Below are 24,510 nucleotides of genomic sequence, written 5' to 3' on the forward strand. Positions count from 1 at the left end.
TGCGCTGGCGGGCGTTCACTCCGTGGGGAGGCAGGGCTACAGGCGGGTGCCGACGGCGATGGTGTCGTTGCCTGCGAGGCGGATGATCGCCCGGAGGACGATCGGCAGACGGCGGTCGTCGAGGTCCTCAACGGACGCGAGGGTGGTGATTCCGATGCCGACCATGGACAGCACCAAGCTGAGGAACACCCGCTGCTGCTCGTCGAGGCCGAGCCCGTACTGAAGCCCAGATAGCTCTTCGAAGCGGGCCGCCGCACCGCGGCTGGTGTCGACGACGAGCGCGTGGCGGACGGCCGGCACCGACAGGATCGTCTGCTCCTCCGCCAGCGCCTGCACGGCCGCGCGGACGCGTGACGACTTCGCGGTGCGCACCAGCTGCTTACACAGCCTCGGCAGCTCGTCGGTGACCTCGGGCGTGGCGTCCTCGGTCTCGGCGGTGCTCATGCCGATACCTCCGCACGGTGCCCGTGGCCGACACGGCGGGCCGCGGCCGCGCGCCCCCGGGCCCTCCGGTACTCCTCGTACAGCCGGGTCTCTTCCTCGCACAGGAGGCCAACGTTCACGCCCTGGTCGTCCATGGCCCGGCACGTCGAGCACGTCAGGCAGTGCTCTGCCAGGCGCACGAACGCGGCCTGCTCGGGTGTCTGCTCGACTCCCGCGATGACGGTCTCGTAGTGGTCGCACAGGGCGACCAGGACGCGCGCGAGTCGCCGGGCGTACATGACGCTGCCGGCCAGTACGGCAAAGCCCAGCTCGGGCGCACGGAGCTTGCTGGAGGCCTCGCCGACGCACGCCAGGGCGCTGGAGCGGGTCGGGGCATTCTCCGGCAGCCGCCTTGCCGCCCGTTCGACCTCGGGCACGAGCAGCTCAATGTGACCGCGCAGCGCGGCGGTGAGCGTGTCCAGCTCCTCACCGGCTGGCGGTACGGCGTTGGGGACGTTGTCCGGTCCCAGCACGTGGTGCGCGGTCTCGCGCATCGTGGCGACGTCTGGCCGGTCTTCGGCAGCGGTCGTTCTGACGGTAGCTTGCATGGTGTCGGCGCTCCTCAGCAGCGTTGACCACGCCCCGGGGCCCTGCCAGGCCGCCGGGGTCTGAACGCCTCAACCTGTCAGCTCCGTCTGGCTGCTGGCTTCCCGCCGAGGGGTATCCCCATGATGGGTAGGCTGCTCTTCTTGCAGCGAGACACACGGTGTGACGGGGCCATAGATGACCGGTTACGAGCCGCCAACTGCACTGCCGAGGGTCCTGCTTGAGCGGGCGGATATGAGGGCTGCGCTCGCAGCTCACGACTTCGGCACGGTGTTCCGTCTCGCGCGTTCTGAGGCCGGGATCAGCTACTCGAAGATCGCTGCTGAGTGCGACATGAAGCCGGACCGCGTCGGCCTTCTGGCGCGCGGCCGGGGAAGCGTGACAACGTTCGAGAAGATCGTGCAGATTGCAGATGCCTTACGGATTCCGGGCCGCGTGCTCGGCCTGGCCCCTCGCCCATGGGAGGCGGCCTCACTGCGCCGAACGCCTCCCGCACATGGTCCTGGCCCCGACTCGGATGGAGGGGAAGTGCAGCGCAGGAGGTTCGTCAAGGCCGGGGCCGGGCTCGCCGTTGGCCTGCCGGAGCTGATGCGGCCGAAGGTGGGCAGTCGGGTTGGAGGCGACTACCCCGAGCGGCTGAGGGCACGTACGGCGCGGCTGCGTCGCCTCGACGACGTCCTTGGCGGGGGCGACACGTATCGGGTCTACCTCGGCGAGTACGCGGCCACGAAGAGGCTCCTGCGCGATACGACGTACACCGAGCACACCGGCCGGGCCCTGCTCTCTGTGCTCGCCGAGCAGGCGCAGCAGGCCGGTTGGGCGGCGTTCGACGGCGGCCAGCACGAGGACGCGACCAGCTTGTACGAGGCCAGCCGCGAGGCCGCGGTCGACGCGGGAGACGCCGAGCTGGCGGGCAACGCGCTCGCGTTCCTCGCCTACCAGACCGTCAACGGTGACCGGCAGGCCGGTGTCGACATCGCCTCCCGCTCCGTGGATGAGGCAGGTCCTGGTGCGGCCCCAGGGGTCCGTGCCCTGCTGTACGAGCGGCTCGCGTGGGCGCACGCCGTGGCGGGCAGCGACACCGAGACCGAGCAGGCATTGGAAGCCGCCCAGACGGCGCTCGCCGAGGCGGGCAGCCACCGACAGCCGGATTGGGTGGCGTGGGTCGACCAGACCGAACTACAGATCATGGCGGGTCGGTGTTGGACGGAACTGGGCCGGCCACTGCGAGCCGTGCCCGTGCTTGAGGCCGCGCTCGCCCAGTACGACGACGCGCACGCCCGGGACAAGAGCCTGTACCTGTCGTGGCTCGCCGACTCGTACCTGACGGCCGGAGAGGTCGAGCAGGCGGCGGCAGTCACCGGCCGCGCACTCGACCTTGCCTCCGGCGTAGCATCCGTCCGGCCACGCCAGAGGCTTACGCCCGTCCTGCATCGGCTCAGCGACTACAAGGCCCTGCCCGCGGTCGCCGAGGTCCTGGACAGGACGCACGGCTGAGCTACTCGGTGGGCGTGGTGTTCGCGGCGAGCCACTGCAAGCAGGCCTCCGACCCGGCGACGATCGGCACGGCCGCGATCTCCGGGTTCTGCCACGGGTGGTGCTTCAGCAGGTGGGCCTCGAGTTCGGCGTATCGGCCCTGCTGGGTCTTCAGCAGCAGCTGCCACTCCTCACCGGTGCCGAACTCTCCGTCGTGCCAGAAGACAGAGGTGACGGGCCCGATGATCTGGGCGCCTGCGGCGAGCCTGCCCTGGACGACCGATCGGGCCAGCTCGACCGCCTGCTCTCGGGTCTCCGTTGCTGTGGATACCTGCACGAAGTCAGTCATGCGCGGGAGCCTACCCACGGGCAGTGGGCAGGCCGCCGGCCCACGGAGACGGCCGCCTATGCCTTCGGGACGTTCCACTCGGCAGGGGTATCCAGCGCTTCCGGCACGTACAGCACGCGCTCGGGTCGCTGCTTGGTCGGCACGGCGAACACGGTTTTCCCGCGGACGCAGTCGCCGGCCTTCATCTTTGCCTCGTACGGGTACTCAGGCTTGGGGAAGTCCCCATAGGTCACGCTGCTCGGCTCGATCCGCGCCCCGTCCGCGTAGGCCAGCGCCCACGGGTACCGGGTCACCCCGCTCGTGCCCTTCTTCAGACAGGCCTTGATCTCCACCGCAGCCCAGGTGTAGCCCTTCGTGCCGAACTCCTCGTCGGCTGAGGTCTGCGGGTGGAAGGTGTCCTGCTCGTATCCGAGCACCGTAATGCCCATCGTCATGCCGTCGTCGGTGAGCGTGAACTCCTGTCCGAAGGCCCGGGGCTCGGCGGGGCTGGGCTTTGCGTCTGGCGTGCTCTTCGGTGCCGTCGGCTTGCTCGCCGTCTCCGTGGCGCGCGGCTCGTTGTCACTGCCGCAGGCGGTCAGGGCGAGCAGCAGGATGGCGGCCGTGGTGATGGTGCGGGTGCGCATGGTCCCCCCAGGGTGCTGTATGTCGAGAGGGCATCATGCGTCCCGTGAAGGCACCATGTGGGCCATGTGGCCGTGTTGTGACCCCGGCGGGGGTCAGAGCAGAGGGTAAGTCCACTGCTCTCGGCGCCCGAGGCGGCCGCGCCATGTGATGACCACGCCGATGTCGTCGCGGAGATCCTGAGGACGCAGGACGGGCTGCACTCTCGCGGACGTCCCGCGTGGCGAGTGGTGTCGAAAGATCCATTTACGACATCCTTCGCCTCAAAGGAAGGGGAGCCTGCGGTGTCTCGTTCCTATTGGGAGTTCGTCCTGGCAATGGCGTACGGCACGAGCACGATGGGTCCAGCGATCGACGTTTTTCAGACCGTGCGCGGGCAGCCGCCCCAACGCCTCGTTGCGGCGCACACATCGCTCTCTGAGTTGGCGGGGGAAACGGGAGGTCTGACACTGGCGGGTCTTGGTCTTGCCGTTACGGCCTGGATCTGGATTCCCACCGACGACCCCGTCGAGGACTGGGCGGCGCTCGGTGCGACCTTCGGTCTTCTCGCTGGCCTCTGGGTGTGGAGTGTGAGGCGACTCGCCCCCGCTCCGTGGGCACCCGGTTTTGAGGAGGGTCTAACCAGGCTCAGTATCTTGCTGCGACGGGGGGTCGTGTTCGCCGGTTCCGCCGTGTCTATCCTTGCCCTGAGCTGGTTGCAGATGTGGGCATCGCGCCTGGTTTGGTGGGTCGCTCGACAGATCGGCTGAAAGGTCGGCCCCGCCACAGGAGGCCTCAGCGGCTTCCGGCCTCGCGCGTGCGGCGCCACGCGTTGTGCACACGCCGGCCGACGCGCAGCCGGAGTCTCTTCCCGCGGCATCGGGGGCAGGTCCGCGCCTTTCGGAACCGCTCGATTTCGCCCGTCCCCCGGCACCTGCGGCACGGAGCGAACGGCTTCACTGCGCACAACAGCGCGTAACCGACGAGCCCGAGCAGCAGCGCGGCCATAGCGACCAACATGAGGTGTCCTCCCCTCGGATCGTGGGTGTTTCCCGTTTCCCGGGTGGCCCCTGCTAGACGCTAGGCGCCTGTTCAGAGGCAGGATTTGGTGCTAGCGGGGCTGCTAGGCCTAGCAGGGCGGTCTGCTAGGCCTAGTGGCCGTTCGTGGGTCAGGCCGCGAGCCTGTCGGCCTCACGGCGGGTGACGGCGGCGACGACGTCGGCCCTGCGGAAGCCGCGGCGGGTGGCCTTGTCGCCCTCGTCGGTCTCGCCCCACACGTCGCGGATGACGACTGCCCAGGGCTTCAGTGAGCTCGTGACGTTGGCGGCCGTCCACCCGCTGTAGACGTCGGGCCGGAGCTCGGCGAGCCGGGCGGCGACCCGCTCGTTCCACACCTGCTCTTCGGTCGCGGCCACGACCTGGAGGACGTCGCTGAGGACGTCCATGCCGACGGTGGCGGACGGACCCTCGCCGATGGCGTGGCCGGTGATGTTGCCGTACTCCTCGCGCATCTTCCGGGCCCGGGTCACGACCAGTTCGGCCTTGGGTGCGTCGACGAAGGAGCTGGCGACGATGCGCGGGTCGTCGCCCTCGCCGGACTGGAAGCAGATGCCGAGGTCGCGGCGGGAGAACATGGTGGCGCGGATGCCGGCCTTGTACATGCCGGTGCCGAGGACCATGTCGTTGGCCTGGTGGTTCATGACCTTGAGGCAGAACCTGAGGACCGCGTTCGCGGAGATGCCGGTGGGCAGGGACTTGGAGTCGGGTCGCTGGGTGGCGAACATGCCGATGATGCCCAGGGCCGGGCCGCGCTTGGTGATGTCCGTGCAGATGGACTCGATCTCGGCGCCGTACTTCTCGTGCTCGAAGACGACCTGGCACTCGTCGACGCCGATGACGATCGGGTGCAGGCCGAGGCTCTTGTCGTTGGCCAGGCCGGGCGTGACCTTCGACTCCGGGCAGCGGGAGCGCGGCAGGCCCTTGATGACCTTCGCCCGGCGGCGCAGTTCCTCCTTGAGCTCCCGGAGCGCCTGGACGATGTACTCGATGTCGTCGTCTTCCTCACCGGCCCGATAGCGGTGGCAGACGGCTTCCAGGGCGCCGAGGTCGCCGGTGCCCTTGAGGTCGAAGGCGTACAGGGCGGCACGCGGGTCGAGGGCGGCGATGAGGAGAAGCAGGCGGAGCAGGAACGTCTTGCCCATGCGGGGGATGGAGCCGATGACGATCGAGGCGAACATCAGGGTGACCTCGACCCACCGCATGCGCTGGTCGTTGCCGAACACGACGGGCTTGAAGAGGTCGACCTGGCCGTCCTTCAGCAGCGGCCAAGCGGGCTTCGTGGTCTCGTTCATGGGCCGGTCGCCAACCCACAGCACGAGGCGGCCCTCGTGCTCGTCGGGGTCGCCGGACGGCCAGACGCAGCCGACCTTGCGGCGCAGGCCGGACGCGAGTTGCTCGCGCTTCTCCATGATGTCGTCGGGGGTGACGCCGTAGGGCAGGTCGAGGTCGGCGCGGTAGCCGGGGCCGTCGCGGACGATTTCGCTGGTGAAGCGCATGCCGTCCATGTCGCCGCCCTTCTTGATGGCGGCGGAGATCTTCGGGTTGCCGATGGAGTCGAGTCCGCGCAGCACGATGGTGCCGGTGAGCTTCTGCAGCTCGGTGCGCATCACGGCAGGGCCGATGACGGGGGCGTCGGGCTGCTGGCCGAGGTAGCCGAGGGTGAGGACGGCGCCGGCCGCGAACACCCACAGGTAGGCGGGGGCCATGACGTACAGCCACAGGGCAAATCCGAGGCCGAACACGGCGTCGACCACGACGATCAGGCCGCGCAGGCGGACGCGGTTACCACGGAGCCGGGCGAGGTGCAGGTACTCGTCGACGTCCTCGGTACGGACGGCGTGGTCGCGCAGCGGGGCGGCCTCGCGGTCCCACATCCACCGGTTCGTCTCGGCGACGAAGCGGCAGGCGCCGCGCGGGGACATGGCGGCCAACTGCACGGCGTACCAGGGGGCCCGGAGCCCGTGATAGGCGGCGGCGTACCCGAGACGGTTCGCGGTGTGGCGGGTGGTCGTGGCGAACTCGGTGCGGTCCTTCAGCCACGCGGGCAGGATCGGGCGCCGCTTCTCGTCGGTGACGCCCGGTGCGGGCAGCTTCGGGTTGTCGACGGGTACGGGCGTATCCGGCTGGTCGGGTACGGCAGGTGCGGGTGTACTCGGGGCCTCGGCGTTGGCGGGTACGACGGTGTCCGTCACGCTGGTCTCTCCGGTCGTTCTTGTGGCGGTCCGGGGCCCGGGGCGGCCGGTCGCTTGGCCGTGGACGGCCGCCCCGGGGCGCGGCTACTTCTTGCTGCTGGCGGCCCGCTTGCGGGCCTTCTCCTTGATGCGCTCGATGCCGCGGTCGATGTCGGGCTGGTGGGTGATGCCGGCGGCCGCGCGGCGCAGGCCCTTCACCTCCAGGCGGACGATGGCGGCCTTCTCGCTGAGCGTCAGCTTCACCTCGGGCTCAGGCATCGGTGGTCTCCGTCTCCTCGGGCAGGGCGTCGGCGAGGGCAGCGTGGGTGCGGGCGATGTCCGCCCACAGCGCGCCGACGGCGGCGAGCGGTTCGGCCCGGTGCCGGTCGTTGTGGCTGTGAGCGGCGTCCTCCGCGTATCCGGCGAGGCGCTCGGCGCGGAGCAGGGCCTCGTCGGCGCAGTTCATGTGCTTGGTGTGGTTCACGGGTTCCTCCAGGTTGTGGGCCGGGCTGTCCGGCCCCACCGCTCCCCCACGGGCGGGCCGTGGGGGACGGAAGGGCCAGGTCAGCGGCGGGGGTAGCCGTGGCCGGGCGGGGGGTAGGTGGTGCCGTGCTCCGGGACGGCGGCACCGAGGACGGTCTCCTCGAACTCGTCGAGCGGGCCGCCGTCGACCGGGTCGCCGGTGCGGGCGGCGTAGGCGTCCTCGACGCCCTGAAGGATCCGGTTGGTGCGGGCGTCGTCGTCCGACGCCGTCTCGGTGCGGCGGAAGAAACCCATGGTCAGCGTCCCTTCTGGTAGTCGCGCCACATCGAGCGCAGGACGAGGGCGAGGATTGCGACGGAGATGCCGCCGATGGCGATGGCGATCGAGGCGAACGCGATCCCCACGCCGCCGATGCACACGGCGCAGGCGAGGGCGAGCCACTCGCCCGTGCTCCGGCCGGGCTTGTGCTGGTGCTCGCACGCCGGCCGCGCGGCGGGCTGCTGTGCCTGGGCGGCCTGGGCCACCTTCAGCGCGGCCATGGCCAGGGCCAGCACGTCGGAGTTGCTCTCGGCCTTGGCGACGGCGGCCTCGGCCTTGTCGAGGGGGGTCGGCTCGGTCATCGTGCCCACCCCCTCGGCAGGTGCGGGCGGGCTACGGCACCGAGGGCGAACGCAACGAGCAGAGGCTGGGACAGCAGGGCCGTGCCGATGGCGGCCACGACGGCGAGCACCGGCGGGAAGGTGACGAGCAGGCCGAGCAGGACGCCGAGCATCAGGTAGCGCATCACGCGTATCCCCCTTCCATCGGCTTGGCCGGGGCCTCCGGCTGGGGCTTCTTCGCGGCCCGCGACAGGGCGGTGCGCACGTAGGGCTCGTCGACCAGCAGGCGCCGGTGCTGGGCGATGTGCTCGGCGATCTCGCGCGGTGATGCGCCATCGCCGAGAGCTGATGCGGCTTCCTCGACGGCGCCTTGCAGGTTCACCGGTTCCAGGGCGTTGACCTGCTGATGCGCGGACGCATCAGGTCGATGCACCTCGTACTCCGGGGGCCGCTGCCCGAGGACCAGGGCGACCGCGACGGCGTCCACCGGTACGCCGTAGGTACCGAGCAGGTGGGCAAGCTCGGCCGGGGCAGCATCAGGTCGCGCATCATGTGCCAGGCGGATCGCATCAGCCGGGTCCATCTCAGCGAAGCGGGCGCGCAGTACCTCGGTGGCGGAGGCCGGGCGGGTCGGTGCGGGCGCCTCCTCGACAGCCGCAGTGACGGCCTGGCCGTACATGCCAGCAAGGGCGGCATCAGCTCCGCCGCGGACGCGGACACGCTGGACGTCGACCAGGCCGGCGCCCAGCTCGGCGTCGCCCACGCCCACGTGCTTCGCCAGGCTCCAGTACCGCCGGACGGCGATGCGTCGCTTCCACGCCCCGGGATGGCCGTTGGCGACCGCGTGGTGATGGGCGAGCTGCCGGGCGGCATCGGCGTTGCGGCGGAGCGTCTCGGCGTCCACGCCGGTGCGGTAGACGACGATGCTCCGGGCGATGAAGCTGAGGCCCTCGGCGGCGCCAGACATGGCGAGCGGGGTGACCGCGTACACCGCGGCCTCGCGTGGGCTGCTGGCGATGGTGACGCCGATGCAAGCGGCAGACACGGGGGCGAGCCACATGCCCGCCCGGACCACGGCCGGGGAGGACATGCCGAGCATGGTCCGGCCGAGCATGACCATTCCGAGGATGACGGTGAGGCCCTCGCCCGCGGCGACGACGCCGGCGGCGGTGGCCTGCCGGTGGAACTCGGAGACGGCGTTGCCGTAGGTGCCGATGCCCCCAGCGACGCCGACGGCGACCATGGCGGCGGCGGCCGCACCGAGGACGAGGGCCTGACCGCGGGTGAGTTCACGGGGGTTCATCGCGCCTCCCCTGCCAGCGGCATCGGCTGGATACGCCAGGCCACCTCGGTGGCGTGGCAGTCGGTGCCGGGGGCGCCCTGAGTAAGCCAGCCGTCGGGGTGCGCGCCGTCGCGCTCGGCGGCCTTCTCGGCGTCCTCCCGGCTGGGGTGGACACTGTGGAGCTCACCGCGGCGCATCAGGACGAACACGTGCTGCTGCGCCGTGGCGGTCTTCCGGGCGGTGCGGAGCAGCATCCGCAGGGCGGCCCGGTCCTCGGTGTCGAGGAGCACCTGGGCGCGCAGCGTCTCCAGCTCCCCCTCGTTGCGGGCGGCGCTGGTCACCGTGCGGGCGTGCTCGGTGCGCAGGTCTTCGAGGGCGGTCTCGGCTCGGATCGCGGAGTCGGCGGCCGTTCGGGCTTCCTTCCGGTGCTGTTCGGCCTCGGCGCGGGCGGATGCCGTGGCGGTCTCGGCCTCGGTGAGACCGGCGTGCAGCGTGCGCAGGGTCTTCGTACGAACGATTCGGATCATGCTTCGCCCACCTCCGGGGCGGCGGCGCGCACGGCACGGTGCGCGGCGAGGCAGACGCCCTCGCGGTCGCGGCGCTCGTTCGCGACGAGCAGCGCGGCCATCAGGGCGGGGACAGGGGGGAGGCGCCGGGCGGACCGGGCCGCCGCGCGGATGGCGGCGACCTCGGTCGGGCGGCGCACGGGGCCGCGGCTCACTCGGCACCCCCGTTGACGAGGCTGGCCAGCTGGTCGGCGAAGACCCGCATGTGGTCGGCGGCCGTGTCGAGGGCGGCGGCGAGGTCGTACAGGCTGGCCGGGTCCAGGGAGCCGGTGTAGTCGGACTGCTCGACGTACGCCCCGACGTCGCGGCTGGCCCGCTCGGCGAGCGGGGACTGCGTGAGCATGAGCCGGAACAGCTCGCTCCCGTTGAAGGTGAGGCGGTGTTCGGGGCCGTAGTGGGTGAGGTCGGCGCGGTGCTGGGGCTGCGGGTTGCGGTGTCCGGCGCACCAGGAGGGTTCGGGGAGGGTGACGTTCCCGTGGTCCTCGGTGGGGAGCGTGACCGTGCGGGGCTCGGTGGTCACCGGTGCTCACCCCGTTCGGCGTCCAGCGCGGCGAGCAGGTCGTGCAGGACGTAGTGGGGGCCGTAGGCGGCGCGGATCATCTCGTCCCGGTCGTGGATGTTCGCCTTGGCCTTCTCGTCGAGGATCTTCCGGGCCCGGTCGATGGCGTGCTCCAGCGACGGGACGACGACGTGCGCGTCCCTCTCCAGGTCGAACAGCGGGTCGTAGGAGGTGCTCACTGGCTGGCACCTCCAGCGGCGCGGAAGACGCGGCAGGCGGTGCCGGCCGTGGCGTGGGGGAGGGTGATGACGTAGCTGCCGGGCAGCAGGGTGAGGAGTCGGACGGCGTGACGCTCGCAGCCGTCGGCTCCGGTGTTGCTGCGGTCGAGGACGGTGACGACGGGCGGCCCGTCGCACGGCGTGGGGTCGTCGGCGTCGGCGGCCGGGCACCGTTCGGCCGGGCGCCGGGCGGGCTCGGCGCCGAGGACGCGCAGCAGGATGCGCAGGGACTCGGTGAGCGCGCCGTGGGCACGGTTCAGGGCGAACAGGTCGCGGTGGTCGACGTCCTGGTGCTCATCGAGGAGCAGCTGCGCGACGCGGGCCGCCACGGCGAGGTTGCTGGGAAGGGCCGGGGGCAGGGCGCCCGCCGTGGTGGCGGGCGCCTGCGTGGCCTTACGGCTGCTCATCGGGCGGTGCCGGCGAGGGCGGCGATGCGGGCGACGGCCGCGCGGTACTCGGGCTTGCGCGGCTTGTAGGCGCGGATCAGCATCCGGACCTGGCCGAGGGTGTAGTGGGAGACGCCGTGGGTGCGGTGGGCGCGGCCACCGGCGACGGTGCGGCGGGTGCGGGCGGTCGCCGCGGGGGTGAGGCCGATGCGCTTCGCGACCGACCGGAGGCCGTTGGCGCAGCCGGCGGCGGTGGTGCGGTCGACCCCGGCGGCGATCGCCACGGTGGCGAGGGAGCGGGGGCGGCGACGGCACGAGGACGCGAGGCGGGTGGCGGCGCCTCGGCGGCGGAGCTCGGCACGCAGGGTACGGCGGGTGGCACGACGGCCACGGCGAATGGAAGGATGCGTCACAGCGGACTCCTGGTTAGGTCAGGTCGTTCCGTGAGGCCCTCGGATGGTGTTGGTAGCACCGCCGGGGGCCGCTTGCGTTAAGAGCGTCTCAGTTCAGGTATTGCCCTGGCCGTCGCGGCGGCGGTCCTCGGCGCGGCGGAGCGCATCGACCCGAGGGTCCTCGCCGACATCGTGATGATCGGCGAACTGGGGCTGGACGGGCGGGTGCGTCCGGTCCGTGGCGTACTCCCGGCGGTGCTGGCGGCGGCGGACGCGGGATACGAGCAGGTGGTGGTGCCGGAGTGTGCCGCCGCCGAGGCGTCCCTCGTGCCCGGGGTCTCCGTGCTGGGCGTGCGGAGCCTGCGACAGCTGATCGCCATCCTGGCCGACGAGCCCGTGCCCGACGAGGAACCGGATGGACCGGGCCGCCCGGATCCGCTCCTCGCCGGCCTGCGCGTGCCCGGCACGGGCGCGGCCACCGGCATGCACAGCATGGGCGCGTCCCAGCACGACCACGGCCACGACCTGGAGGACGTCGTGGGCCAGATCTCCGCGCGCACAGCGGTGGAGGTGGCCGCGGCCGGCGGGCACCACCTCTTCCTGGAAGGGCCTCCCGGCGCCGGCAAGACGATGCTCGCGGAACGGCTGCCCAGCATCCTGCCCCGACTCGGCCGGCAGGCTTCCCTGGAGGTCACCGCCGTGCACTCCGTGGCGGGCCTGCTGCCCCCGGGCAAGCCCCTGATCGACGTCGCCCCCTACTGCGCCCCGCACCACTCGGCCACGATGCAGGCACTCGTCGGAGGCGGCCCGGGCATCGCGCGGCCCGGCGCGGTGTCGCTGTCCCACCGGGGCGTCCTGTTCCTGGACGAGACGCCCGAATTCAACAGCCAGGCCCTGGACGCGCTGCGCCAGCCGCTGGAGGCAGGGCACGTCGTGATCGCGCGCAGCGCGGGAGTCGTGCGCTTCCCGGCGAAGTTCCTCATGGTGCTCGCCGCCAACCCCTGCCCCTGTGGTCGTTTCTCCCAGCGGGACGATCTGTGCGAGTGCCCTCCCTCGGCGATTCGCCGCTACCAGGCCAGACTCTCCGGCCCGCTGCTGGACCGGGTCGACCTGCGCGTGGAGGTGGACCGCGTCACCCGCACCGAGCTGACCGCCTGCGGGCCACGGGGCGAGTCCACCGCGACGGTCGCCGACCGGGTGCGGGCGGCCCGGGAACGGGCCGCGGAGCGCCTCGCCGGTACGCCGTGGCACACCAACAGCGAGGTACCCGGCCGTGAGCTGCGCAGCCGCTGGTACGCCGCGGCGGGCGCCATGGACGAGGCCGAGCGGAACCTGGAGCGTGGCGTCCTGACCGCCCGCGGCCTCGATCGCGTCCTGCGCGTGGCCTGGACCGTCGCCGACCTCGTCGGTCACGACCGGCCCGACGCGACGGACGTCGCCCTCGCGCTCCAACTGCGCACGGGCGTGCCGAGGGGCGTCCCCATGGCCATCGGAGCACTGACGTGAGCGTCACCGGCGAACCGGACGACGAACTGCTCGCCCGGATCTTCCTCACCCGTGTCCTCGAGCCCGGCGACGAGGTCGGCGGGCGGTGGGTGCGGGAGTTCGGGGTGGGGGAGGTGGCCCGGCGGCTGCGGGAGCGTGGGCTGCCTCTGCCCGGGGCGAGCGGCAAGCGGTGGGCCGGGCTGCTGGCCAGGGCCGAGGCGGCGCGGCCGCGTGCGGATCTCGCCGTCGCCCAGGACGCCGGGATGCGGTTCGTCTGCCCCGGCGGCGTGGAGTGGCCGGGACAGCTCGACGACCTCGGGGATGCCCGGCCGCTGGGCCTGTGGGTGCGGGGGCGGGCCGGTCTGCGGATGTGGGCGCTGCGGTCCGTCGCCGTCGTGGGGGCCCGGGCCTGTACCGAGTACGGGGCCCACATGGCGGCCACCCTCGCCACCGGCCTCGCCGAGCAGGGCTGGGTCGTGGTGTCCGGCGGTGCCTACGGGGTCGACGGCGCCGCACACCGCGGTGCCCTCGGCGCGGGCGGCGCCACCGTCGCCGTCCTCGCCTGCGGCGTCGACCGCCCCTACCCGCGCGGCCACACCCAGCTGATCAACAGGATCGCCGAGCAGGGGCTCGTCGTGGGGGAGTTGCCGCCCGGGGACCACCCGACGCCGAGCCGGTTCATCCTGCGGAACCGGGTGATCGCCGCCCTGACCCGCGGCACGGTGGTCGTCGAGGCCGCCCACCGCAGCGGCTCCCTGGTCACGGCGCGGGCGGCACAGCGCCTCGGCCGGCTCACGATGGGTGTACCCGGCCCCGCCACCAGCGGCCTGTCCGCCGGCGTTCACGAACTGCTGCGCGGGGAGGCGACCCTGGTCACCGACGCCGCGGACGTCGTCGAACTGGTCGGGGACATGGGACAGCTGGCCCCCGACAGACATGGCCCCGTCCTGCCCCGGGACCTGCTGGAACCGGCCACCCGGCAGGTGCTCGCCGCGCTGCCGGCCCGGGGGGCCGCCCGGCCGGACGAGATCGCCCGCGGCGCGCAGACCACGCAGGACGACGCGATCGCGAGGCTGTACGAACTACGAGCACTCGGTTACGTCGAACGACACGACGACGGCTGGAAGTTGACACGCCAGGCGATGATGTCGGTCCGCGGTGGTCCCGGACCACCCTGACCCGACCGGTTCGGCCGTCCGGGGGAACGCCGACACCCCTTGGAAATTCGCCCAGTTGGGGTTCTCCGGTGATCACACCGAGCGGCCGCGGCAACCCAGCGGAAGGCCTTCCGGAACGTATCTGCGCCGGCATCGGCCTCCGCCCTTCGCGCACCGCGACACCACAGTCACGCTACGCTCACGAGGATCCCGAAACGGACAGGCAACTCGACATCACACAGACAGCCCACCCCAGCAGCACCACTCCGCAGCAGAACGGCACAAGGCGACGAATGCCCCAGCACACCTCCGGGTCCGACCGGGCGGCGATCCCCCCAGCCGCCCGTGACGGTGGCAGCGTGCGGCCGCCCGCTCCCTCGACGCTCGACGAGCTGTGGCGGTCGTACAAGGCGACGGGGGACGAGCGGCTGCGGGAACAGCTGATCCTGCACTACTCGCCGCTCGTGAAGTACGTCGCCGGACGGGTCAGCGTGGGCCTGCCGTCCAACGTCGAGCAGGCCGACTTCGTCTCTTCCGGGGTGTTCGGGCTGATCGACGCGATCGAGAAGTTCGACATCGACCGGGAGATCAAGTTCGAGACGTACGCGATCACGCGGATCCGCGGCGCGATGATCGACGAGCTCAGGGCGCTGGACTGGATCCCGCGGTCCGTGCGGCAGAAGGCGCGGAACGTGGAGCGGGCTTACGCGACCCTGGAGGCGCGGCTGCGGCGGACGCCGACGGAGGGCGAGGTGGCCGCCGAGATGGGCATCGGGGTGGAGGAGCTCCACGCGGTGTTCAGCCAGCTGTCGCTGGCCAACGTGGTGGCCCTGGAGGAGCTGCTGCACGTCGGGGGCGAGGGCGGCGACGGCCTGAGCGTCATGGACACGCTGGAGGACACCGCCGCCGACAACCCGGTGGAGGTCGCCGAGGACCGTGAGCTGCGAAGACTCCTGGCCCGGGCGATCAACACGCTGCCCGAGCGGGAGAAGACCGTGGTCACGCTGTACTACTACGAGGGCCTCACCCTGGCCGAGATCGGCAACGTGCTGGGCGTGACGGAGAGCCGGGTCAGTCAGATCCACACCAAGTCGGTGCTCCAGCTGAGAGCGAAACTGGCGAGCTTCGGCCGTTGACCTGGCCGGATGACGGTTGGTCAGCGGGAGCTACTCCCGTCGGGCCGGGCGCGTCCGTAAAGTGGTTGACGTGCCAAGGATTCGAGCGGCCTCCGTGGCCGAGCACCGGTCGATGCAGCGAGCCGCCCTGCTGGACGCGGCTCGTTCCTTGTTGTCCGAGGGTGGTACGGAGGCGCTGACCTTCCCGGCCCTCGCCGAGCGGACGGGCCTCGCGCGGTCCTCCGTCTACGAGTACTTCCGGTCCCGGGCAGCCGTCGTCGAGGAACTGTGCGAGGTCGACTTCCCCGTCTGGGCGGCGGAGGTGTCGGCTGCGATGGAGCGGGCGGGGACGCCCGAGGCCAAGGTCGAGGCGTATGTGCGGCAGCAACTGGAGCTGGTCGGGGACCGGCGGCACCGGGCCGTGGTCGCGATCTCCGCGAGTGAGCTGGACGCGGGGGCGCGGGAGAAGATCCGGGCGGCGCACGGGGGGCTCGTCGCGATGATCGTCGAGGCGCTGGGGGAGATGGGGCACGAGCAGCCTCGGCTCGCGGCGATGCTGGTGCAGGGGGTGGTGGACGCTGCCGTGCGGAGGATCGAGCTGGGGGCGGCGGAGGAGCCGGCGGTCATCGCGGACGCGGCTGTGGGGATGGCGCTGCGGGGCGTGCGGGGCTGAGGGCGTGGGTGTTCCGCGGCCCGGCGGCGCGGGGTGCCGCTGCGCCCACCTTCCTCCAAGCTCTCGGCTCCGCTCGAGCAGGGCCCCCCATCGCCCTTAGCGGCACGATTGCCCGCAGCTAGGTGTTCTCGTAGATCGGCAGTAGTCTCGACGGCCCCCTCTGCAGGAGCCACGGCGGCAGGAGCGACAGCGGGTTCAGGTAGGTCTCCCCGTGACGCAACCCCCAGTGCACACAGGTGGCCGTGCAGTGCGAGCCGCTCGCGTCCACCGTGCCGACCACCTCGCCCGGTTCCACCTCGTCGCCCTCCTCCACCGACGCCGTCACCGGTTCGTAGGTCGTGCGCAGGGGCGGGTCGCCCGTCCCCGTCAGTTCCACCGAGACCACTCCCTTTCCGGCCACCCGGCCCGCGAAGGAGACCCGGCCCGCCGCCACGGCCCGTACCGGCGTTCCGGGCGCTGCCGCCAGGTCCACGCCTCGATGGCCCCGGCCGTAGACCGTCGCCGGGGGTTCCCAGCCGCGCAGGACCGGGGGGCGTGAGCCGACGGGCCAGGCGCGGCCGACCGCCGGCACGCCGGCATCTCCGACGGAGGAGCCCGCCGCGAGCAGCCGTGGCGGCGGGGCCAGCAAGGCCCACACCGTGAGGAGCAGCAGCAGGACCAGTCGCGTACACACGCGGACACATCGGTTCACTCGCATGGGGAAAGCGTCCCGGAGCAGCGCCCGCCACCACCCCTGGCTGTGGATCATCCCCCGGTTGTGGACAACGGCGTCACCGGGTACCCCGCGGGTCCCGTACACTTCTGGTGGCGATCCGGGTCACCGGGTCGACTTCGCACGCCCCTATACGGACCCCGGCAACGGGCCGTAGCAGCGCCCCTCGGTCCCTCGTGGCACGGCGCGCAGTGGGCGTCAGGCGCGGAAGCCGTCCGGCATCCGCGGCACAACCGAGAAATTCAAGGAGATACGGCCATGGCCGTCGTCACGATGCGGGAGCTGCTGGAGAGCGGCGTCCACTTCGGTCACCAGACCCGTCGTTGGAACCCGAAGATGAAGCGCTTCATCTTCACGGAGCGCAACGGCATCTACATCATCGACCTGCTCCAGTCGCTGTCGTACATCGACCGCGCCTTCGAGTTCGTCAAGGAGACCGTCGCCCACGGCGGCACGGTCATGTTCGTCGGCACGAAGAAGCAGGCGCAGGAGGCCATCGCCGAGCAGGCCACCCGCGTCGGCATGCCCTACGTCAACCAGCGCTGGCTGGGCGGCATGCTCACCAACTTCTCGACCGTCTACAAGCGTCTGCAGCGCCTCAAGGAGCTCGAGCAGATCGACTTCGAGGACGTCGCCGCGTCCGGTCTGACCAAGAAGGAGCTTCTCGTGCTCTCGCGCGAGAAGGCCAAGCTGGAGAAGACCCTCGGTGGTATCCGCGAGATGCAGAAGGTGCCCAGCGCCGTCTGGATCGTGGACACCAAGAAGGAGCACATCGCCGTTGGTGAGGCCCGGAAGCTGAACATTCCGGTCGTCGCGATCCTCGACACCAACTGCGACCCCGACGAGGTCGACTACAAGATCCCGGGCAACGACGACGCGATCCGCTCCGTCACCCTGCTCACCCGCGTCATCGCCGACGCCGTCGCCGAGGGCCTCATCGCCCGCAGCGGTGTCGCCACCGAGGGCAAGGGCGAGAAGGCCGCGGGCGAGCCGCTGGCCGAGTGGGAGCGCGACCTGCTCGAGGGCGAGAAGAAGGCCGACGAGGCTGCCCCCGCCGCCGAGGCTGCTCCGGCCGCCGAGGCCGCGCCTGCCGCTGAGGCTGCTCCGGCCGCTGAGGCTGCTCCGGCCGCCGAGGCCGAGAAGCCGGCCGAGGGCGAGAAGGCCGCCGAGGCCGAGCAGGCCTGACCCGTCAGTCCGAGGTGACGGCGGGAGCGCGCGACATGAAGTCCGCTCCCGCCGTTCACCCGTAGGTCAGCGGATGGACAGCGCCCCCCGGCTCCATGGGGCGCATCCGCAGATCTTCGATCTTCCAGACTTCGAGAGAGATTCACAGACTCATGGCGAACTACACCGCCGCCGACGTCAAGAAGCTCCGTGAGCTCACGGGCGCCGGCATGATGGACTGCAAGAAGGCGCTGGACGAGGCCGAGGGCAACGTCGAGAAGGCCGTCGAGGCGCTCCGCATCAAGGGCCAGAAGGGCGTCGCCAAGCGCGAGGGCCGCTCCGCCGAGAACGGTGCCGTCGTCTCGGTCATCGCCGACGACAACTCCTCCGGTGTCATCGTCGAGCTGAAGTGCGAGACGGACTTCGTCGCCAAGGGTGACAAGTTCCAGGCCGTGGCCAACACCATCGCCGAGCACGTCGCCAAGACCGCCCCGGCCGACATCGAGGCCCTGCTCGCCTCCGAGATCGAGGCCGGCAAGACCGTCCAGGCGTTCGTCGACGAGGCCAACGCCAACCTGGGCGAGAAGATCGTCCTGGACCGCTTCGCGCAGTTCGGCGACGGCTACGTCACGGCGTACATGCACCGCACGATGCCCGACCTGCCCCCGCAGATCGGTGTCCTCGTCGAGCTGGACAAGCCGAACGCGGAGATCGCCAAGGGCGTCGCCCAGCACATCGCCGCCTTCGCGCCGAAGTACCTCTCCAAGGAGGACGTCCCGGCCGAGGTCGTCGAGTCCGAGCGCCGCGTCGCCGAGGAGACCACCCGCGCCGAGGGCAAGCCCGAGGCTGCCCTGCCGAAGATCGTCGAGGGTCGCCTCAACGGCTTCTTCAAGGACGCCACGCTGCTCGGTCAGCCGTACGCTCTCGACAACAAGAAGTCCGTCCAGAAGGTCCTGGACGAGGCCGGTGTCACCCTGAAGCGCTTCGCGCGCATCAAGGTCGGCATCTGAGTCCGTACCGCGATCGACGCCCGACCCCGATAGGGTCGGCAGCAGTCGTCCGTGTACGCCGTCACATGGGTGGCGGACGACAGCAGATCTGACGAGGAGGCCATTGCCGTATGGGATGCGAACCACGCCCCACCGGCAATGGCCTTCTTCGTATGTGCAACACGTGAAAGAGGCGGGATCCCCCATGACCACCAAGGCCCAGAAGAGCGACGACGGCAAAGTGCGCGGCCGGTTTCTGCTGAAGCTGTCCGGAGAGGCCTTCTCCGGCGGTGGGGGCCTGGGCGTCGACCCCGACGTGGTGCACAAGATCGCCCGCGAGATCGCGGCCGTCGTGCGCGACGGTGCGCAGATCGCGGTCGTCATCGGCGGCGGCAACTTCTTCCGCGGTGCCGAACTCCAGCAGCGCGGCATGGACCGGGCCCGCTCCGACTACATGGGCATGCTCGGCACCGTCATGAACTGCCTCGCCCTTCAGGACTTCCTGGAGAAGGTCGGGGTGGACTGCCGGGTGCAGACCGCCATCACCATGGGCCAGGTCGCCGAGCCGTACATCCCGCTGCGCGCCGTGCGGCACCTGGAGAAGGGCCGTGTGGTCATCTTCGGCGCCGGGATGGGCATGCCGTACTTCTCCACCGACACCACCGCCGCGCAGCGCGCCCTGGAGATCGACGCCGAGGCGCTGCTGATGGGCAAGAACGGCGTGGACGGGGTCTACGACTCCGACCCGAAGACCAACCCGGACGCGGTGAAGTTCGACCACCTCGGCTACGGCGAGGTCATCACGCGCGACCTGAAGGTCGCCGACGCCACCGCCGTGACGCTGTGCCGCGACAACAAGCTCCCGATCGTGGTCTTCGAGCTGCTGGCGGAGGGCAACATCGGGCGCGCCGTCAAGGGTGAGAAGATCGGCACGCTGGTGGGGGACCCCGGCAGCCGGGACTGAGTTTCCGGGAACAACCCCGTCCGGGGGACGGACGGGACGGAGCCGGGCCGGGGGATGGACAATGTCCCGCCGGTCGGGAACCGTGCAGGAAGAAGACGCGACGCAGCCGGCCGCCGCCCCACATGGAACCGCAGCCGGGCCTACTCAAGACACGCAGGAGCAAGTGGTGATCGAAGAGACCCTCCTCGAGGCCGAGGAGAAGATGGAGAAGGCCGTCGTGGTCGCCAAGGAGGACTTCGCCGCGATCCGCACCGGGCGTGCGCACCCGGCGATGTTCAACAAGATCGTGGCCGACTACTACGGCGCGCCGACCCCGATCAACCAGCTGGCCTCGTTCTCGGTGCCCGAGCCGCGCATGGCCGTGGTGACCCCGTTCGACAAGAGCGCGCTGCGCAACATCGAGCAGGCGATCCGCGACTCCGACCTGGGCGTCAACCCGAGCAACGACGGCAACATCATCCGGGTGGTGTTCCCCGAGCTGACCGAGGAGCGCCGCCGCGAGTACATCAAGGTCGCCAAGGGCAAGGGCGAGGACGCGAAGATCTCGATCCGCTCCGTGCGCCGCAAGGCCAAGGAAGCCATCGACAAGCTGATCAAGGACGGCGAGGTCGGCGAGGACGAGGGCCGCCGTGCGGAGAAGGAGCTCGACGACACCACCGCGAAGTACGTCGCGCAGGTGGACGAGCTCTTGAAGCACAAGGAAGCGGAGCTGCTCGAGGTCTGATGAACGACTCTTCCTGGGGGGCGCCGCCACAGGCCGGGTACTGGGGGCCCACCGACCAAGGGCATGGCCACGGGCATGTCCACAGCCCTGGCCACGGCTACGTCCAGGGAGCCGCTCAGGCGGGTCCCGCATACGATGCGCATGAAGCGCCTCAGACTCGCCCCATGCCCATCGTGCCCGACGTAGCCGAGTTCGGCGGCAACCAGGATGACGACCGGGGCGTGGGTCGGCTGAGCGGCGCCCCGGTCCGAAACGAGACGAATCCGGAGCCCATGCCCGACGCCGCACAGCCGCCCCCCAAGCCGCAGAAGAAGAGCGCGGGGCGCGATCTCAGCGCCGCGATAGGGGTCGGCGTCGGGCTCGGCGCGGTGATCGTCGCGTCGCTGTTCATCGTCAAGGCCGTGTTCGTCGGGGTCGTGGCCGTCGCCGTCGTGGTGGGCCTGTGGGAGCTGACCAAGCGGCTGGACGAACGCAAGGGCATCCGGGCACCTCTCGTGCCGCTCGCGCTCGGTGGGGCCGCGATGGTCGTCGCCGGGTACGTCCGGGGTGCCGAGGGCGCCTGGGTCGCCATGGCGCTCACGGCCCTGGCCGTGCTCGTGTGGCGGATGACGGAACCGCCCGAGAACTACCTCAGAGACGTCACGGCGGGTGTCTTCGCGGCGTTCTACGTGCCGTTCCTGGCGACGTTCGTCGCGATGATGCTGACGGCGGACGACGGGCCGCAGCGGGTTCTCACCTTCCTGCTGCTGACGGTCGTCAGCGACACCGGCGCCTACGCCGTCGGATGGCGTTTCGGCAGGACGAAGCTCGCGCCGCGCATCAGCCCCGGCAAGACCCGCGAGGGCCTGGTCGGCGCGGTCACCTTCGCCATGGCCGCCGGCGCGCTGTGCATGGAGTTCCTGATCGACGACGGCGCCTGGTGGCAGGGCCTGGTGCTCGGCCTCGCGGTCGCGGTCAGCGCCACGCTGGGCGACCTCGGCGAATCCATGATCAAGCGGGACCTCGGCATTAAGGACATGGGCACCCTGCTGCCGGGACACGGCGGCATCATGGACCGGCTGGACTCCCTGCTGCCCACGGCTCCGGTGGTGTGGCTGCTCCTCGTGCTCTTCGTCGGGTCCGGCTGATCGACGGGCCCGGCCGAACCGGCCGGTTGTGTCGACGAGCTCCCGTCCGGCCGGACGGGAGCTCGTCCTCGTCTCGGGGAGACGGCCGGGGGACTGAGTGGGACGATTCAGATGTACCTCGCAAAGGGGGTCATCATGTCCATCATCCGAGAGACCATCGATGTCGACCGCCGTCCCGAGGACGTCTACGACTACGTCATGGACGCACAGCACATGCCGGAATGGCAGCTGAGCGCCATCTCGGTCGAGCGCCTCGACGAGGGCCCCGTCGGTGTCGGGAACCGGGTCCGCGTGACCCGGCACATGGGACGCCGCCGCGTCATGCCGATGACCATGGAGGTCACCGAGTACGACCCGCCGCACAGCTGGGCCATGCGCGGTGTCGACGGCCCGGTCAGGGCCCATGTGCACGGCGAGGTCGAGCCGTTCGACGAGGGCCGGCGCTCGCACGTGACGATCGACATCGACTTCGAGGGCCACGGCGTCGGCAAGATGCTGGTGCCGCTCGTCGTACGCCCCCAGGTCCGCAAGGAACTACCGCGCAACGAGCAGCTCCTCAAGGACCGGCTGGAGCACACGGGCGAGTAGGCGACGGGCTCCGGCGCGCTACTCCAGGAAACTGAGCGCCGTGTCGGGGCGGCAGTAACTGCACGCCGGCACCTGCTGCCGGAGGGCGTCGAGCGCCTGTGCCCGTGAGGCGCCGACGCACCTGCCGCTCTTCGTCACCTTCCAGCAGTCCCCGGTGTGCACCGCGACCAGGTTCCTCTTGTCCAGGCCCCGCTCGATCAGCCACTCGGGCGGGGCCGGTCGCATCTCCTCGCCCCTCAGGCGCTCCGCCTCCCGGCGCTGCTCATCGGTGATCCACCGGTCCAGCTGGGCCAACGCGGCCCTCGCCTGCTGCACCACGACACGGCGCGCGAAGAGCAGCAGGTCCAGACGGGAGGGCGAGGAGTCGTTCACGCGTTCGATTTTAGTCAGGGCTGGAGGGCGGGCGGGCATCGGCCCCGCTGCTGTCCGCCCGGGCCTGGTCACTCCTTCGCAGGCTTGAGAACGCCGCTGAAAGACACCTGCCACCTAGAGCGCCCCTTGAATACCCACCCATCTTGCTCCACGCTGATTCTGCGGTCAGACAGCAACTTCACATGCAAATATCCGTTTTCGCTGCAGATCCACGGGCCGCGCTCTTTATTGACGTCGAGGGTTGCGTCGGTCGAGTCTGCGGTGATCGCGTGCCCGGACACAGCCCACTCGCAGAGATTCTTCCCTACGACAGTGAATGAACCGTTCAAGCTGTCTGCTGATCCGGAAACCTTGAGAGTGCTTTTCAGCGGGCGGTCGAATCCTCCCTGCCGCACCTCTCCGGACCATCCTCCCCTGAGTGCAGGCTCCTCCTCCTCGAGAAGCGCACGCCCCCAGCCTGGGGCGTAGTGGACGAAAACCAGGAAGACGCCGGCGGCCAGCGCGAGTGACGACACGACGCCCAGCGTGTCAGAAATCCTCTGCCTGATGACTCCCAGGCTTTCAGTGCCATCAGGTTGGGACAGAAGCAGAGACGTTGCGGTGCCAAGCACCGTCACCACAATCAGGACGCCGAGGGCAATCTTTCCGCTAGGAACGTGTTTGCCGATCTCGTCGGAAAGAAGACTGCCGGCGATTGCCGCCGCCAGGGTCGCAATGCCGATCACCAAGAGTTTGACGCCAGATCCGCCCATGCTGCTCTCCCCCCGAAGTCGCCCCTCATGAAACACCAGGGCGATGCTGACGTAAATAACGCTGCCGTTCGAAAAACGGATGAGCGATCCGCTCTGCTGTGCGGGCCCGAGGGTGGGGTCGTCCGTGGGCCGTCCGAGGGTGGCCCACGGCGACCGACGACCAGCCGGCGGCCGGCCTGTCCGGGCAAGCCGCAGGCCACACGAATCGATCTGCGACACTGGTACGGCCATGCCTAAGCCCGGAGAACTCACATTCGTCGCCCCCCGCGGAGCCAAGAAGCCGCCGCGGCACCTTGCCGATCTCACTCCTGCCGAGCGCAAGGAGGCCGTTGCCGCGGTCGGGGAGAAGCCGTTTCGTGCCAAGCAGCTCTCGCAGCACTACTTCGCGCGGTACGCGCACGATCCGGAGCAGTGGACCGATATTCCGGCCGGTGCGCGGGGGCGGCTGCAGGAGGCCCTGCTGCCCGAGCTGATGACCGTCGTGCGGCATCTGTCGACCGACCAGGGCACCACCCGCAAGACGCTGTGGCGGCTGTTCGACGGGACGCTCGTCGAGTCGGTGCTGATGCGTTACCCGGACCGGGTGACCATGTGCATCAGCTCGCAGGCCGGCTGCGGGATGAACTGCCCGTTCTGCGCGACCGGGCAGGCGGGGCTCGACCGGAACCTGTCCACCGCCGAGATCGTGCACCAGATCGTGGACGGGATGCGGGCCCTCAGGGACGGAGAGGTCCCCGGCGGCCCGGCACGGCTCAGCAACATCGTGTTCATGGGCATGGGCGAGCCCCTCGCCAACTACAACCGGGTCATCGGGTCCATCCGGCGGCTCACCGACCCCGAGCCCGACGGGGTGGGGCTCTCGCAGCGCGGGATCACCGTCTCGACGGTCGGTCTCGTCCCGGCCATCCACCGGTTCGCCGACGAGGGCTTCAAGTGCCGGCTCGCCATCTCGCTGCACGCGCCGGACGACGAACTGCGTGACACCCTCGTGCCCGTGAACACGCGGTGGAAGGTCCGGGAGGTGCTGGACGCCGGCTTCGAGTACAGCGCCAAGTCCGGACGTCGGCTGTCCATCGAGTACGCGCTGATCCGGGACATCAACGACCAGGCCTGGCGCGGTGACCGGCTCGGGCGGCTGCTCAAGGGCAAGCCCGTGCACGTCAACCTCATCCCGCTGAACCCGACGCCCGGGTCCAAGTGGACCGCCTCGCGGCCCGAGGACGAGAAGGCGTTCGTGGAGGCCATCGCCGCGCATGGTGTGCCGGTGACGATCCGGGACACCCGTGGTCAGGAGATCGACGGGGCGTGTGGTCAGCTCGCGGCCACCGAACGGTAGTCTGACCACCGTAAGAACATCTGCATATTCCGACAGGGGAGCGCCACAGCGCTGAGAGTGCGGCACACGGCCGCAGACCCTCCGAACCTGGCCCAGGTCATTCTGGGTAGGGAGATCGGTCACCACTCGAGCTGTTGCGCCCTGCCCGGGACCACGGAAGTCCCGGGCAGGGCCGCGTCTTCT

At 70.6% G+C, this 24,510-nt stretch carries 32 protein-coding genes and 1 riboswitch; of the genes, 12 read left to right on the forward strand and 20 right to left on the reverse strand.

What is annotated here, in order from left to right; all coding sequences use genetic code 11:
- Positions 1-36 precede the first annotated feature (36 nt).
- Both ABZ016_RS23965 and ABZ016_RS23970 read right to left on the reverse strand, forming a co-directional pair.
- A complete protein-coding gene (locus ABZ016_RS23965; protein ID WP_356918699.1) occupies positions 37-444 on the reverse strand; it encodes a hypothetical protein in 408 nt (135 codons plus the stop codon).
- Positions 441-1,031 carry a DUF6415 family natural product biosynthesis protein gene (locus ABZ016_RS23970; RefSeq protein WP_356918700.1) on the reverse strand — a complete coding sequence of 197 codons (591 nt, stop codon included), beginning with the start codon at positions 1,029-1,031 and terminating at the stop codon, positions 441-443. Before ABZ016_RS23970 ends, ABZ016_RS23965 begins: the two co-directional genes overlap by 4 nt.
- A 526-nt stretch (positions 1,032-1,557) precedes the next feature.
- On the opposite strand from ABZ016_RS23970, the gene ABZ016_RS23975 reads away from it, so the two are divergent.
- Positions 1,558-2,526, forward strand: coding sequence for an XRE family transcriptional regulator (locus ABZ016_RS23975; protein WP_356918701.1), 969 nt, complete (start codon positions 1,558-1,560; stop codon positions 2,524-2,526).
- Between the two features lies 1 nt (position 2,527).
- Here the strand turns inward: ABZ016_RS23975 and cutA are convergent, their stop codons facing one another.
- From cutA to ABZ016_RS24050, 15 genes are all read right to left on the reverse strand, one after another.
- Positions 2,528-2,854 carry a divalent-cation tolerance protein CutA gene (gene cutA / locus ABZ016_RS23980; protein WP_356918702.1) on the reverse strand — a complete coding sequence of 109 codons (327 nt, stop codon included), beginning with the start codon at positions 2,852-2,854 and terminating at the stop codon, positions 2,528-2,530.
- Positions 2,855-2,910: 56 nt separating this feature from the next.
- The gene (locus tag ABZ016_RS23985; RefSeq protein ID WP_356918703.1) at positions 2,911-3,477 is read right to left on the reverse strand and encodes a hypothetical protein; all 567 of its coding nucleotides are present in this window, start codon (positions 3,475-3,477) and stop codon (positions 2,911-2,913) included.
- Positions 3,478-4,623: 1,146 nt separating this feature from the next.
- Positions 4,624-6,705 (reverse strand): cell division protein FtsK, encoded by a 2,082-nt coding sequence (locus tag ABZ016_RS23990; protein ID WP_356918704.1) that lies wholly within the window; start codon positions 6,703-6,705, stop codon positions 4,624-4,626.
- An 84-nt stretch (positions 6,706-6,789) separates the two neighbouring features.
- Positions 6,790-6,963, reverse strand: coding sequence for a DUF6257 family protein (locus ABZ016_RS23995; protein ID WP_356918705.1), 174 nt, complete (start codon positions 6,961-6,963; stop codon positions 6,790-6,792).
- On the reverse strand, positions 6,956-7,168 hold the full coding sequence (locus ABZ016_RS24000; protein ID WP_356918706.1) for a hypothetical protein: 213 nt from the start codon (positions 7,166-7,168) through the stop codon (positions 6,956-6,958). Before ABZ016_RS24000 ends, ABZ016_RS23995 begins: the two co-directional genes overlap by 8 nt.
- 80 nt (positions 7,169-7,248) lie before the next feature.
- Positions 7,249-7,461: a hypothetical protein gene (locus ABZ016_RS24005; protein WP_356918707.1), complete on the reverse strand. Its 213-nt coding sequence runs from the start codon at positions 7,459-7,461 to the stop codon at positions 7,249-7,251.
- Positions 7,462-7,463: 2 nt separating this feature from the next.
- The gene (locus ABZ016_RS24010; protein ID WP_356918708.1) at positions 7,464-7,787 is read right to left on the reverse strand and encodes a hypothetical protein; all 324 of its coding nucleotides are present in this window, start codon (positions 7,785-7,787) and stop codon (positions 7,464-7,466) included.
- Positions 7,784-7,954, reverse strand: a complete 171-nt coding sequence (locus tag ABZ016_RS24015; protein ID WP_356918801.1) for a hypothetical protein — start codon at positions 7,952-7,954, stop codon at positions 7,784-7,786. The genes ABZ016_RS24010 and ABZ016_RS24015 overlap by 4 nt, the downstream gene beginning before the upstream one ends.
- Positions 7,951-9,069 (reverse strand): hypothetical protein, encoded by a 1,119-nt coding sequence (locus tag ABZ016_RS24020; RefSeq protein ID WP_356918709.1) that lies wholly within the window; start codon positions 9,067-9,069, stop codon positions 7,951-7,953. The genes ABZ016_RS24015 and ABZ016_RS24020 overlap by 4 nt, the downstream gene beginning before the upstream one ends.
- Positions 9,066-9,575: a hypothetical protein gene (locus ABZ016_RS24025; protein WP_356918710.1), complete on the reverse strand. Its 510-nt coding sequence runs from the start codon at positions 9,573-9,575 to the stop codon at positions 9,066-9,068. Before ABZ016_RS24025 ends, ABZ016_RS24020 begins: the two co-directional genes overlap by 4 nt.
- The gene (locus tag ABZ016_RS24030) at positions 9,572-9,754 is read right to left on the reverse strand and encodes a hypothetical protein (RefSeq protein WP_356918711.1); all 183 of its coding nucleotides are present in this window, start codon (positions 9,752-9,754) and stop codon (positions 9,572-9,574) included. Before ABZ016_RS24030 ends, ABZ016_RS24025 begins: the two co-directional genes overlap by 4 nt.
- An 11-nt stretch (positions 9,755-9,765) precedes the next feature.
- Positions 9,766-10,134, reverse strand: coding sequence for a hypothetical protein (locus ABZ016_RS24035; RefSeq protein WP_356918712.1), 369 nt, complete (start codon positions 10,132-10,134; stop codon positions 9,766-9,768).
- A complete protein-coding gene (locus ABZ016_RS24040; RefSeq protein ID WP_356918713.1) occupies positions 10,131-10,352 on the reverse strand; it encodes a hypothetical protein in 222 nt (73 codons plus the stop codon). Before ABZ016_RS24040 ends, ABZ016_RS24035 begins: the two co-directional genes overlap by 4 nt.
- A complete protein-coding gene (locus tag ABZ016_RS24045) occupies positions 10,349-10,798 on the reverse strand; it encodes a hypothetical protein (protein ID WP_356918714.1) in 450 nt (149 codons plus the stop codon). The genes ABZ016_RS24040 and ABZ016_RS24045 overlap by 4 nt, the downstream gene beginning before the upstream one ends.
- Complete coding sequence (locus tag ABZ016_RS24050) at positions 10,795-11,190, reverse strand: hypothetical protein (RefSeq protein WP_356918715.1); 396 nt, start codon at positions 11,188-11,190, stop codon at positions 10,795-10,797. The genes ABZ016_RS24045 and ABZ016_RS24050 overlap by 4 nt, the downstream gene beginning before the upstream one ends.
- A 99-nt stretch (positions 11,191-11,289) precedes the next feature.
- Between ABZ016_RS24050 and ABZ016_RS24055 the strand changes: the two genes are divergently transcribed.
- The 4 genes from ABZ016_RS24055 to ABZ016_RS24070 all read left to right on the forward strand — a co-directional run bounded on the left by ABZ016_RS24055 (position 11,290) and on the right by ABZ016_RS24070 (position 15,599).
- Positions 11,290-12,675 carry an ATP-binding protein gene (locus ABZ016_RS24055; RefSeq protein WP_356918798.1) on the forward strand — a complete coding sequence of 462 codons (1,386 nt, stop codon included), beginning with the start codon at positions 11,290-11,292 and terminating at the stop codon, positions 12,673-12,675.
- Positions 12,672-13,832 (forward strand): DNA-processing protein DprA, encoded by a 1,161-nt coding sequence (dprA, locus tag ABZ016_RS24060; protein WP_356918716.1) that lies wholly within the window; start codon positions 12,672-12,674, stop codon positions 13,830-13,832. The genes ABZ016_RS24055 and dprA overlap by 4 nt, the downstream gene beginning before the upstream one ends.
- Before the next feature lie 272 nt (positions 13,833-14,104).
- Positions 14,105-14,947 carry an RNA polymerase sigma factor WhiG gene (gene whiG, locus ABZ016_RS24065; RefSeq protein ID WP_356918717.1) on the forward strand — a complete coding sequence of 281 codons (843 nt, stop codon included), beginning with the start codon at positions 14,105-14,107 and terminating at the stop codon, positions 14,945-14,947.
- A 94-nt stretch (positions 14,948-15,041) separates the two neighbouring features.
- Positions 15,042-15,599 (forward strand): TetR/AcrR family transcriptional regulator, encoded by a 558-nt coding sequence (locus ABZ016_RS24070; protein WP_356918799.1) that lies wholly within the window; start codon positions 15,042-15,044, stop codon positions 15,597-15,599.
- 118 nt (positions 15,600-15,717) lie between these two features.
- On the opposite strand, the gene ABZ016_RS24075 is transcribed toward ABZ016_RS24070, so the two are convergent.
- Complete coding sequence (locus tag ABZ016_RS24075) at positions 15,718-16,296, reverse strand: M23 family metallopeptidase (protein ID WP_356918718.1); 579 nt, start codon at positions 16,294-16,296, stop codon at positions 15,718-15,720.
- 273 nt (positions 16,297-16,569) lie between these two features.
- On the opposite strand from ABZ016_RS24075, the gene rpsB reads away from it, so the two are divergent.
- The 6 genes from rpsB to ABZ016_RS24105 all read left to right on the forward strand — a co-directional run bounded on the left by rpsB (position 16,570) and on the right by ABZ016_RS24105 (position 21,867).
- On the forward strand, positions 16,570-17,496 hold the full coding sequence (gene rpsB / locus ABZ016_RS24080) for a 30S ribosomal protein S2 (RefSeq protein WP_356918719.1): 927 nt from the start codon (positions 16,570-16,572) through the stop codon (positions 17,494-17,496).
- A gap of 152 nt (positions 17,497-17,648) precedes the next feature.
- Positions 17,649-18,485 (forward strand): translation elongation factor Ts, encoded by an 837-nt coding sequence (tsf, locus tag ABZ016_RS24085; RefSeq protein WP_356918720.1) that lies wholly within the window; start codon positions 17,649-17,651, stop codon positions 18,483-18,485.
- Positions 18,486-18,669: 184 nt separating this feature from the next.
- Positions 18,670-19,428 carry a UMP kinase gene (pyrH, locus tag ABZ016_RS24090; RefSeq protein ID WP_010044452.1) on the forward strand — a complete coding sequence of 253 codons (759 nt, stop codon included), beginning with the start codon at positions 18,670-18,672 and terminating at the stop codon, positions 19,426-19,428.
- 166 nt (positions 19,429-19,594) lie between these two features.
- Positions 19,595-20,152 (forward strand): ribosome recycling factor, encoded by a 558-nt coding sequence (gene frr, locus ABZ016_RS24095; RefSeq protein ID WP_006136598.1) that lies wholly within the window; start codon positions 19,595-19,597, stop codon positions 20,150-20,152.
- A complete protein-coding gene (locus ABZ016_RS24100; RefSeq protein ID WP_356918721.1) occupies positions 20,152-21,279 on the forward strand; it encodes a phosphatidate cytidylyltransferase in 1,128 nt (375 codons plus the stop codon). The genes frr and ABZ016_RS24100 overlap by 1 nt, the downstream gene beginning before the upstream one ends.
- Positions 21,280-21,414: 135 nt before the next feature.
- Entirely contained in the window at positions 21,415-21,867 is a 453-nt protein-coding gene (locus ABZ016_RS24105) for an SRPBCC family protein (protein WP_356918722.1), read from the forward strand.
- A gap of 18 nt (positions 21,868-21,885) precedes the next feature.
- Here ABZ016_RS24105 and ABZ016_RS24110 read toward each other — a convergent pair whose 3' ends face one another.
- On the reverse strand, positions 21,886-22,239 hold the full coding sequence (locus tag ABZ016_RS24110) for a DUF6233 domain-containing protein (protein ID WP_356918723.1): 354 nt from the start codon (positions 22,237-22,239) through the stop codon (positions 21,886-21,888).
- A gap of 68 nt (positions 22,240-22,307) precedes the next feature.
- On the reverse strand, positions 22,308-22,991 hold the full coding sequence (locus ABZ016_RS24115) for a hypothetical protein (RefSeq protein ID WP_356918724.1): 684 nt from the start codon (positions 22,989-22,991) through the stop codon (positions 22,308-22,310).
- 229 nt (positions 22,992-23,220) lie between these two features.
- Between ABZ016_RS24115 and rlmN the strand changes: the two genes are divergently transcribed.
- Positions 23,221-24,327: a 23S rRNA (adenine(2503)-C(2))-methyltransferase RlmN gene (rlmN, locus tag ABZ016_RS24120; protein ID WP_356918725.1), complete on the forward strand. Its 1,107-nt coding sequence runs from the start codon at positions 23,221-23,223 to the stop codon at positions 24,325-24,327.
- A gap of 24 nt (positions 24,328-24,351) precedes the next feature.
- A riboswitch (TPP riboswitch) is annotated at positions 24,352-24,458 on the forward strand.
- Positions 24,459-24,510: the final 52 nt, after the last annotated feature.

The organism is Streptomyces sp. NPDC006372, assembly GCF_040612515.1.
GTDB lineage: Bacteria > Actinomycetota > Actinomycetes > Streptomycetales > Streptomycetaceae > Streptomyces.

What these genes read in the sequence shown, in the direction of transcription:
- ABZ016_RS24010 (WP_356918708.1), bottom strand. Translation starts at nt 7,787, where the DNA reads ATGACCGAGCCGACCCCCCTCGACAAGGCCGAGGCCGCCGTCGCCAAG.
- cutA (WP_356918702.1), bottom strand. Translation starts at nt 2,854, where the DNA reads ATGACTGACTTCGTGCAGGTATCCACAGCAACGGAGACCCGAGAGCAG.
- ABZ016_RS23970 (WP_356918700.1), bottom strand. Translation starts at nt 1,031, where the DNA reads ATGCAAGCTACCGTCAGAACGACCGCTGCCGAAGACCGGCCAGACGTC.
- ABZ016_RS24025 (WP_356918710.1), bottom strand. Translation starts at nt 9,575, where the DNA reads ATGATCCGAATCGTTCGTACGAAGACCCTGCGCACGCTGCACGCCGGT.
- ABZ016_RS23985 (WP_356918703.1), bottom strand. Translation starts at nt 3,477, where the DNA reads ATGCGCACCCGCACCATCACCACGGCCGCCATCCTGCTGCTCGCCCTG.
- rpsB (WP_356918719.1), top strand. Translation starts at nt 16,570, where the DNA reads ATGGCCGTCGTCACGATGCGGGAGCTGCTGGAGAGCGGCGTCCACTTC.
- ABZ016_RS23995 (WP_356918705.1), bottom strand. Translation starts at nt 6,963, where the DNA reads ATGCCTGAGCCCGAGGTGAAGCTGACGCTCAGCGAGAAGGCCGCCATC.
- whiG (WP_356918717.1), top strand. Translation starts at nt 14,105, where the DNA reads ATGCCCCAGCACACCTCCGGGTCCGACCGGGCGGCGATCCCCCCAGCC.
- ABZ016_RS24020 (WP_356918709.1), bottom strand. Translation starts at nt 9,069, where the DNA reads ATGAACCCCCGTGAACTCACCCGCGGTCAGGCCCTCGTCCTCGGTGCG.
- ABZ016_RS24075 (WP_356918718.1), bottom strand. Translation starts at nt 16,296, where the DNA reads ATGCGAGTGAACCGATGTGTCCGCGTGTGTACGCGACTGGTCCTGCTG.
- ABZ016_RS24005 (WP_356918707.1), bottom strand. Translation starts at nt 7,461, where the DNA reads ATGGGTTTCTTCCGCCGCACCGAGACGGCGTCGGACGACGACGCCCGC.
- tsf (WP_356918720.1), top strand. Translation starts at nt 17,649, where the DNA reads ATGGCGAACTACACCGCCGCCGACGTCAAGAAGCTCCGTGAGCTCACG.
- rlmN (WP_356918725.1), top strand. Translation starts at nt 23,221, where the DNA reads ATGCCTAAGCCCGGAGAACTCACATTCGTCGCCCCCCGCGGAGCCAAG.
- pyrH (WP_010044452.1), top strand. Translation starts at nt 18,670, where the DNA reads ATGACCACCAAGGCCCAGAAGAGCGACGACGGCAAAGTGCGCGGCCGG.
- ABZ016_RS24045 (WP_356918714.1), bottom strand. Translation starts at nt 10,798, where the DNA reads ATGAGCAGCCGTAAGGCCACGCAGGCGCCCGCCACCACGGCGGGCGCC.
- ABZ016_RS23965 (WP_356918699.1), bottom strand. Translation starts at nt 444, where the DNA reads ATGAGCACCGCCGAGACCGAGGACGCCACGCCCGAGGTCACCGACGAG.
- ABZ016_RS24100 (WP_356918721.1), top strand. Translation starts at nt 20,152, where the DNA reads ATGAACGACTCTTCCTGGGGGGCGCCGCCACAGGCCGGGTACTGGGGG.
- ABZ016_RS24115 (WP_356918724.1), bottom strand. Translation starts at nt 22,991, where the DNA reads ATGGGCGGATCTGGCGTCAAACTCTTGGTGATCGGCATTGCGACCCTG.
- ABZ016_RS24105 (WP_356918722.1), top strand. Translation starts at nt 21,415, where the DNA reads ATGTCCATCATCCGAGAGACCATCGATGTCGACCGCCGTCCCGAGGAC.